The 6153-nt window shown below is 73.6% G+C and carries 4 protein-coding genes; 2 read left to right on the top strand and 2 right to left on the bottom strand.

Annotated features, from left to right (window positions below):
• Nucleotides 1-204: 204 nt before the first annotated feature.
• Both AB0I89_RS21190 and AB0I89_RS21185 read right to left on the bottom strand, forming a co-directional pair.
• Nucleotides 205-3027: an adenylate/guanylate cyclase domain-containing protein gene (locus AB0I89_RS21190; RefSeq protein ID WP_357129233.1), complete on the bottom strand. Its 2823-nt coding sequence runs from the start codon at nt 3025-3027 to the stop codon at nt 205-207.
• A 153-nt stretch (nt 3028-3180) separates the two neighbouring features.
• Entirely contained in the window at nt 3181-3390 is a 210-nt protein-coding gene (locus AB0I89_RS21185) for a zinc ribbon domain-containing protein (RefSeq protein WP_357129230.1), read from the bottom strand.
• 37 nt (nt 3391-3427) lie between these two features.
• Between AB0I89_RS21185 and AB0I89_RS21180 the strand changes: the two genes are divergently transcribed.
• Together AB0I89_RS21180 and AB0I89_RS21175 are read left to right on the top strand one after the other, a co-directional pair.
• Complete coding sequence (locus tag AB0I89_RS21180) at nt 3428-4975, top strand: lytic murein transglycosylase (RefSeq protein WP_357129227.1); 1548 nt, start codon at nt 3428-3430, stop codon at nt 4973-4975.
• Nucleotides 4976-5047: 72 nt separating this feature from the next.
• On the top strand, nt 5048-6064 hold the full coding sequence (locus AB0I89_RS21175) for a GNAT family N-acetyltransferase (RefSeq protein ID WP_357129264.1): 1017 nt from the start codon (nt 5048-5050) through the stop codon (nt 6062-6064).
• Nucleotides 6065-6153 lie beyond the last annotated feature (89 nt).

Here is a 6153-nt window from a genome sequence, read left to right as displayed (position 1 = left end):
GGCCCAAGCCGAATCCAACGCCCACACCCGCCCCTAACCCCCACCCCACCCCACCCCCACCCCCCACCCCCACCCCCCTCCCCACCCCCTCCCCTCGCCCCGGTGATCAAGAGGTTTGCGTCAGCGGAGGCACGATTTCTGACGCAAACCTCTTGATCAACAAGGTTCAAGAGGGGGTGGAGGGGGTGGGGTTGGGGTGGGGGGTTAGGCGTGTTCGGTTTTTGTGGCGGGGTGTTGGGGTGGGGCGGGGTGGGAGAGTTCGGTGCTGAAGCGGGTCGAGTCCGCCGCCAGGTCCGGGTGTTCCACGTCGAGGGCGAGCGCTACCGCCTCGTCCAGGCTCAACTCGACGCCCTCCGAGTACGCGTCGTCGAACGCGACGTCGCCCATCATCGCCCGCAGCTCCGACTGCTGGTCGGCCCAGTAGCCGCCGTAGATCCCCGGTGTCGCCCGCATGCTCGCCCGGGTGGCCTGCGCCGCGCCGAACAGCCGCGCGGCGGTCGTCGGGTCCCCGCCGAGCGCGCACCGAACCGCGATCGCGTGCAGGGTGTCGCAGGCCCGGCCGTGGTAGCCGTGCCCCATCCGTGAGCGCAGTGCCACCAGCAGGTGCTCGTGCGCGGCGATCACGTCGCCCCGGGCCAGCGCGACCATCCCGAGCAGCATGTCCACCGAACGCCGGCCGCGCTCGACCGGGCGGGCGGCCTCGACCGGACGCGCCGCGCCCAGCAGGTCCGCCGCCTCCGCCAGCGCCCCCCGCCGCCAGAGCAGCTCGGCCAGGCTGAACACCGCGAACAGCGCCTCGCCCACCACGTCCTGCCCGTGCGCCCAGTCGATGACCTCCCGGCAGACCCGCTCGGCCTCGAAGAACTGGCCCATGTCCACGAGCGGCGCGGCCCGGCCGGCGAGCACCCGGGCGAGCAGACCGGCGTCACCGGCCTGCCGGGCGGCGGCCTCCGCCCGCTGCGAGTAGCGCAGCTCCTCCGCGAACTCCCCGTCGGCGCCGGCGTGCAGCGAGTGCATGTGGTACGCCGCCGCCAGCTCCGCGTCCGGGATCCGCTCGCCCGTCTCGGCGATCCGTCCGTACAGCCGGAACAGCCAGAGTCGACCCTCCCGCGCCAGCCCGCGCTCGCGCCACCACTGGTCCAGCCCGCCCGTGAGGCGCAGACCGGCGCGGGCGCTGCCACCGGTGGCACACCAGCGCAGCGCGGCCCGCAGCTCGTCAGCCAGCGGGTCGAGGGTGTAGAGGGACAGCGTCACGGGTCGCCCGTCCGGGCCGAGGTGGGCCCGATCCAGAGCGTGCGCCGACCAGGCCACGTGCCGGTCGCGGGCGGCCTGCTCCTCGCCCGCCTCGGCCAGCCGCCGCGCCGCGTACGCCCGGATCGGGTCGAGCATCCGGTAGGAGCTGCCGGCGGCCCGCGGCTCGGCCAACACCATCGACTTGTCCACCAGCACCGACAGCGGATCCAGCGGGTCGTCGCCGAGCAGCCACTCCACCGTCGGCAGGTCCACCGGCCCGGCGAAGACGGCCATCCAGCGCAACAGCCGCGCGGCCCGCGGCCCCAACGTCCGGTACGACCAGGTCACGGTGGCCTGCATGGTCAGGTGCCGTTCGGTGGCTGACCGCTGCACGGCCCGGCTCGCCGCGGTGGGCGGCGGCGTACCGATCGCCGCGGCCACCAGGTCCACGGTGTCCTGTTGGTTGCCGGACCAGCCCCGCTCCACCGGCGGTGGCTCCGGGTCCTCCCGGCCGGCGTCCAGGGTGCCGAGGACGTCGTCCAGCCGCTCGGCGAGCTGACCGACGGAGAGCACCCGCAGCCGGGCGGCGGCCAGCTCGATGGCGAGCGGCAGCCCGTCCAACCGCTGCACCACCCGGCGAAGATCGGCCGACTCGGCCTGCTCCGGCTGCCGGCCGCCACGGGCCGCAGCGGTACGGTCCAACAGCAGCGCGACCGCGTCGCTCTCCGTGCCTTCGGCACGTGGGTCGACCGAGAGCGGCGGGATCCGCCAGACCACCTCGCCGGGCAGGCTGAACGACTCGCGGCTGGTCGCCAGCACCCGCACGCCGCCCCCGCCGGAGAGCAGCCGTGAGATGACCTCGCCGCAGGCGGCCGGTTGCGTGTCGCAGGTGTCGAGCACGACAAGCATCCGGCGGGCCGCCGCGTACTCGACGAGCGTGTCCAGCATCGGGCGGCCCGGCTCGGGCCGCAGCCCGAGCACCGCGGCGATCGCGAACGCCACCAACCCCGGGTCGGTCACCGCGGCGATGTCGACGAACCAGACCCCGTCGGGGTACGCCTCGACCACGCCACCGGCCAGCTCCACGGCGAGTCGGGTCTTCCCCGCGCCGCCCGCGCCCAGCACCGTGACCAACCGGTGCCGCTCCACCAGCCCGCTCAGCTCGGCGCGCTCGACCTGCCGCCCGACGAACGACGTCACCTGGGTCGGTAGGTTGTGCGCCACCGCCTCGGCGGTACGCGGGCGGGGGAACTGCCGTTCCAGCCCGGGAGCGACCAGTTGGAACAGCCGCTCCCGGTCGTCGAAGCCACGTAGCCGGTGCAGGCCCAGGTCCAGCAGGGTGGCGCCGGGTGGCAGTGGGTCGGCCCGGCGGGCCGTGGACGCCGAGCAGAGCACCTGACCGCCGTGGGCCGCCGCGGCCACCCGGGCTGCCCGGTGCACCTCGGGGCTGGCGTACTCCCCGTCGCGGGGCTCGGCGTAGCCGGTGTGCAGACCCATCCGTACCCGGGGCGCGGCCTCCGCGGTCGGCCAGTCGTGGTTCGCCAGGGCCCGCTGGGCGGTCAGGCAGGCCGTCAACGCCGCCGCCGCGTCGTCGAAGGCCAGGAAGAACGAGTCGCCTTCGGTCAACAGTTCGGCACCACCGGTGGCGGCCAGAGTGCGCCGCAGCAACCGTCGATGCTCGGCGAGCACCGGGCGGTAGTCCGCGCCGAGCAACTGGGCCAGCCGGGTCGAGCCCTCGATGTCGGTGAACACGAAGGTCACCCAACCGCTCGGGAGCTGGATCCGTGGCGACATGCGTGGAACCTCCGCCCGTGACGTCGGGTTCATGCTGCCTGAGTCCGAGCGGTCACGCATCGTGAGAACGGCCGGGCAGGTGCCGCCTCAAGGTGCCACTCGAACCCGGTCCCGGCAAGGGCGGTTCACGAGTCTGCCGCCGAAACCGCCGGGTCAGCAGCCGCAGGCGCCACCGCAGCAGCCGCCACCACCGGCCGGCGGCGCGGCGCCGGTGCCGCGACCGGTGACCGACACCGCCGAGAGCAACTTGACCGTGTCGGCATGGCCCTGCGGGCAGGTGGCCGGCGCTCCGGCCGCCGCCATCGGACGGTTGACCTCGAAGTTGTCGCCGCAGGCGCGGCATCGGAACTCGTACCGGGGCATGCCACCAAGGGTACGTGGACCTGACGCCCGTCGGGACATGAGTGATACTCGACGGGTGGTGGACGGCGAGGACAAGACGCGTGTGCAACCGCTTCGACCGGCCGCGCCGCTGGACGGGCCTCTGGCGGAGTCGGGCGCCGCGCCGGATCCGGCGCCTCCGGCCGTGCCTCGCCCGCGCCGCCCCTGGCTGGGCAGCGGCACGACCGACGCTGCTCCTGCCTCGACAGTCGACGCCCCCGCCGACGACCGGGGCGAGCACGCCGCCGACGATGACACTGCCGCGATGGCGGCCCCCGCCGCCGATGCCGCCGATGCGGACACCGCCGGTACGGACACTGCCGCCGCGGATCGGGCCGACGGAGGCACCGACATCCCGGCGCGCGACAACACCGACGGCGACGACCCGGCGAAGGCCAACCCGGCGACCGCCAACACCACGACCGCCGACCCGGCGAAGACCGGCACCACCGACGCCGACCTGGTGAAGACCGGTGCCACGGCCGCCGACCCGGCGAAGGCGGAGGCGGGCGACGCCAACGCCGATACCGCCACGACCGGCGACGGGACGGTCGCGGCGGGCGCGACCGACCTGACGGCGACCAAGGTGGAGGGCGTCGCCGTCGTACCGGCGGTCACGCCTGGTCGGCGGCGGCGCGTGCCGTTCGCGCACGCCGTCCGGCTGCCACCGCCGCGCCAGGCCGCGGTGACCGCCGCTCGGGCGACCCGGGAGTGGTCGCGCCGGCCCAGCGGTCGACTCACCGTTCCGGGGGTGTTCCTGCTGGCCCTGGTCGCGGCGACCGCCGCAGCGGGAGCGCTGCTCGTCCCGGCGACCATCGGCGGGTCCAAGCCGGTGGCCGTCGACGCCTCGGCCGCACCGACCGTGGCCGTGCCGCCGGCACTGCCACTCGACCCACGGCCGACCGGCCCGCTGCCCACCGGGGCGGTGCCGACCGGGGCGTTCCCCACCGGCGTGGTGCCGACCGGGCCGGCCGTCGCCCCGACGATCGGCGGTCGCCCGTCGGACGCCCTGGCCGCTTGGGCGCAGCAGGTCGGGCCCAAGGTCGGCATCCCGCCGACCGCCATGCGGGCGTACGGGTACGCGGAGCAGATGCTTGCCCAGACCAACCGTAGCTGCGCGTTGAGCTGGACGACGTTGGCCGCGATCGGTCAGGTCGAGTCCGGGCACGGCTCGGCCAACCGCGCGCAGTTGGGCGCCGACGGCAAGGCGCTTCCGGAGATCATCGGATTGCGGCTGGACGGCACGGGCGGCCGGATGCGGATCATCGACACCGACCGCGGCGCGCTCGACAAGGACAAGATCTACGACCGGGCGATCGGGCCGATGCAGTTCATCCCGACGACCTGGCAGGAGATCGGGGCCGACGCCGACGGGGACGGGGTCAAGGACCCGCACGACCTGGACGACGCGGCGCTGGCGGCCGGCAACTACCTCTGCAAGGGTGGCCGCAACCTCAGCATCCCGGGAGACTGGTGGAACGCGATCCTGTCGTACAACGACGTACGGCGGTACGCCCAGGCCGTCTACGACACCGCTGACCGGTACGGACGGGCCAGCCGCCTGTGATGTGATCGTCCACGCACATTGGAGGACCGGACACTTCCCCCGGGCAGCCGTTAGCGGCAAGCTAGACGGGTGATGGTGCGCGAGTGGGACCCCAGGACCGCCTCGTCCGCCGAGATCGCGTCGCTGTTGACCACGTTGAACGCGGTGCTCGCGGCCGATCTGCCGCAGGACCCGCCGTGGCGGGAGACCTCCCTACGGGAGTATCTCGGCGAGGTGATGCCGGGTGAGCGGCGGATCTCCTGGCTCGCCCAGGCCGAACCGAGCGCTCCCGGCGAGGTCGGTGCCGTCCTCGGCCAGGTCCACGTGCTGCTGCTCGGTGACATCGGTGTGCTCGAGGTGCTGGTCCACCCCTCTGTACGACGCGGCGGCCTCGGTCGTGACCTGGTTCTGCGCGCGGCCCGGCGGGTCTACCAGGAGGGCTTCCAGTCGATCGGCGTCGAGGTGGTCGGCGACACGCCGGCCGTGGCCTTCTACGAGTCGCTCGGTTTCACCCGTGAGTACGTGGAGACGCGCAGCGTGCTCGACCTGACGTCGGTGGACTGGGCCGAGTTGACCGAGATGGCCACCGGGATTGGCGCGGGCTACCACCTGGAGTTCTATCCGGGCGGTCCACCGGACGACCTGATCGAGTCGTACGCGCGGGCCAAGGCCGAGGTGCGCGACGTCGAGGACGGCGAGCTACGTCCCAGCTCCTACGACCCGGAGCGCCTGCGGGACAGCCTCGACACCCTGCACCGGCGCGGCATGAAGCCGTACATCGTGCTGGCCCGGCACGAGCAGAGCGATGAGGTGGCCGGGCTGACCGAGGTCGTGGTGCCCGCGCAGCACCCGACCCGCGCCGACCAGTACGACACGATCGTCGGGCAGGACCACCGGGGTTACGGCATCGACCGGGCGATCAAGGCGCGGATGCTGCTGGAGCTGCGCTCCGCCGAGCCGGAGTTGGCCGAGGTGCAGACCTGGAACGCGCAGGCCAACGAGGCGATGCTCAAGGTCAACGCGGAGCTGGGTTACCGGCCCGACCGGGACTGGTGCGAGTACAGCGTCGACGTGGCCGAGCTGGTGCACCGCCTCGATCAGCCACGCTGAGGAATTCACGAAAGTGTCCACTGGGGGATGGACGGTGGACAGTGGGGCACCTTAACGTGCGGTGACCCCGTCCACCCATCGTGGAGGCC

Source organism: Micromonospora sp. NPDC049801 (genome assembly GCF_040656575.1).
In the GTDB taxonomy this organism is placed as follows: Bacteria; Actinomycetota; Actinomycetes; order Mycobacteriales; family Micromonosporaceae; genus Micromonospora.
The sequence above is the reverse complement of the archived record's forward strand: the minus strand, read 5'-3'. Positions and strand labels throughout refer to the sequence as shown.

What these genes read in the sequence shown, in the direction of transcription:
- AB0I89_RS21190 (WP_357129233.1), bottom strand. Translation starts at nt 3,027, where the DNA reads ATGTCGCCACGGATCCAGCTCCCGAGCGGTTGGGTGACCTTCGTGTTC.
- AB0I89_RS21185 (WP_357129230.1), bottom strand. Translation starts at nt 3,390, where the DNA reads ATGCCCCGGTACGAGTTCCGATGCCGCGCCTGCGGCGACAACTTCGAG.
- AB0I89_RS21180 (WP_357129227.1), top strand. Translation starts at nt 3,428, where the DNA reads ATGAGTGATACTCGACGGGTGGTGGACGGCGAGGACAAGACGCGTGTG.
- AB0I89_RS21175 (WP_357129264.1), top strand. Translation starts at nt 5,048, where the DNA reads ATGGTGCGCGAGTGGGACCCCAGGACCGCCTCGTCCGCCGAGATCGCG.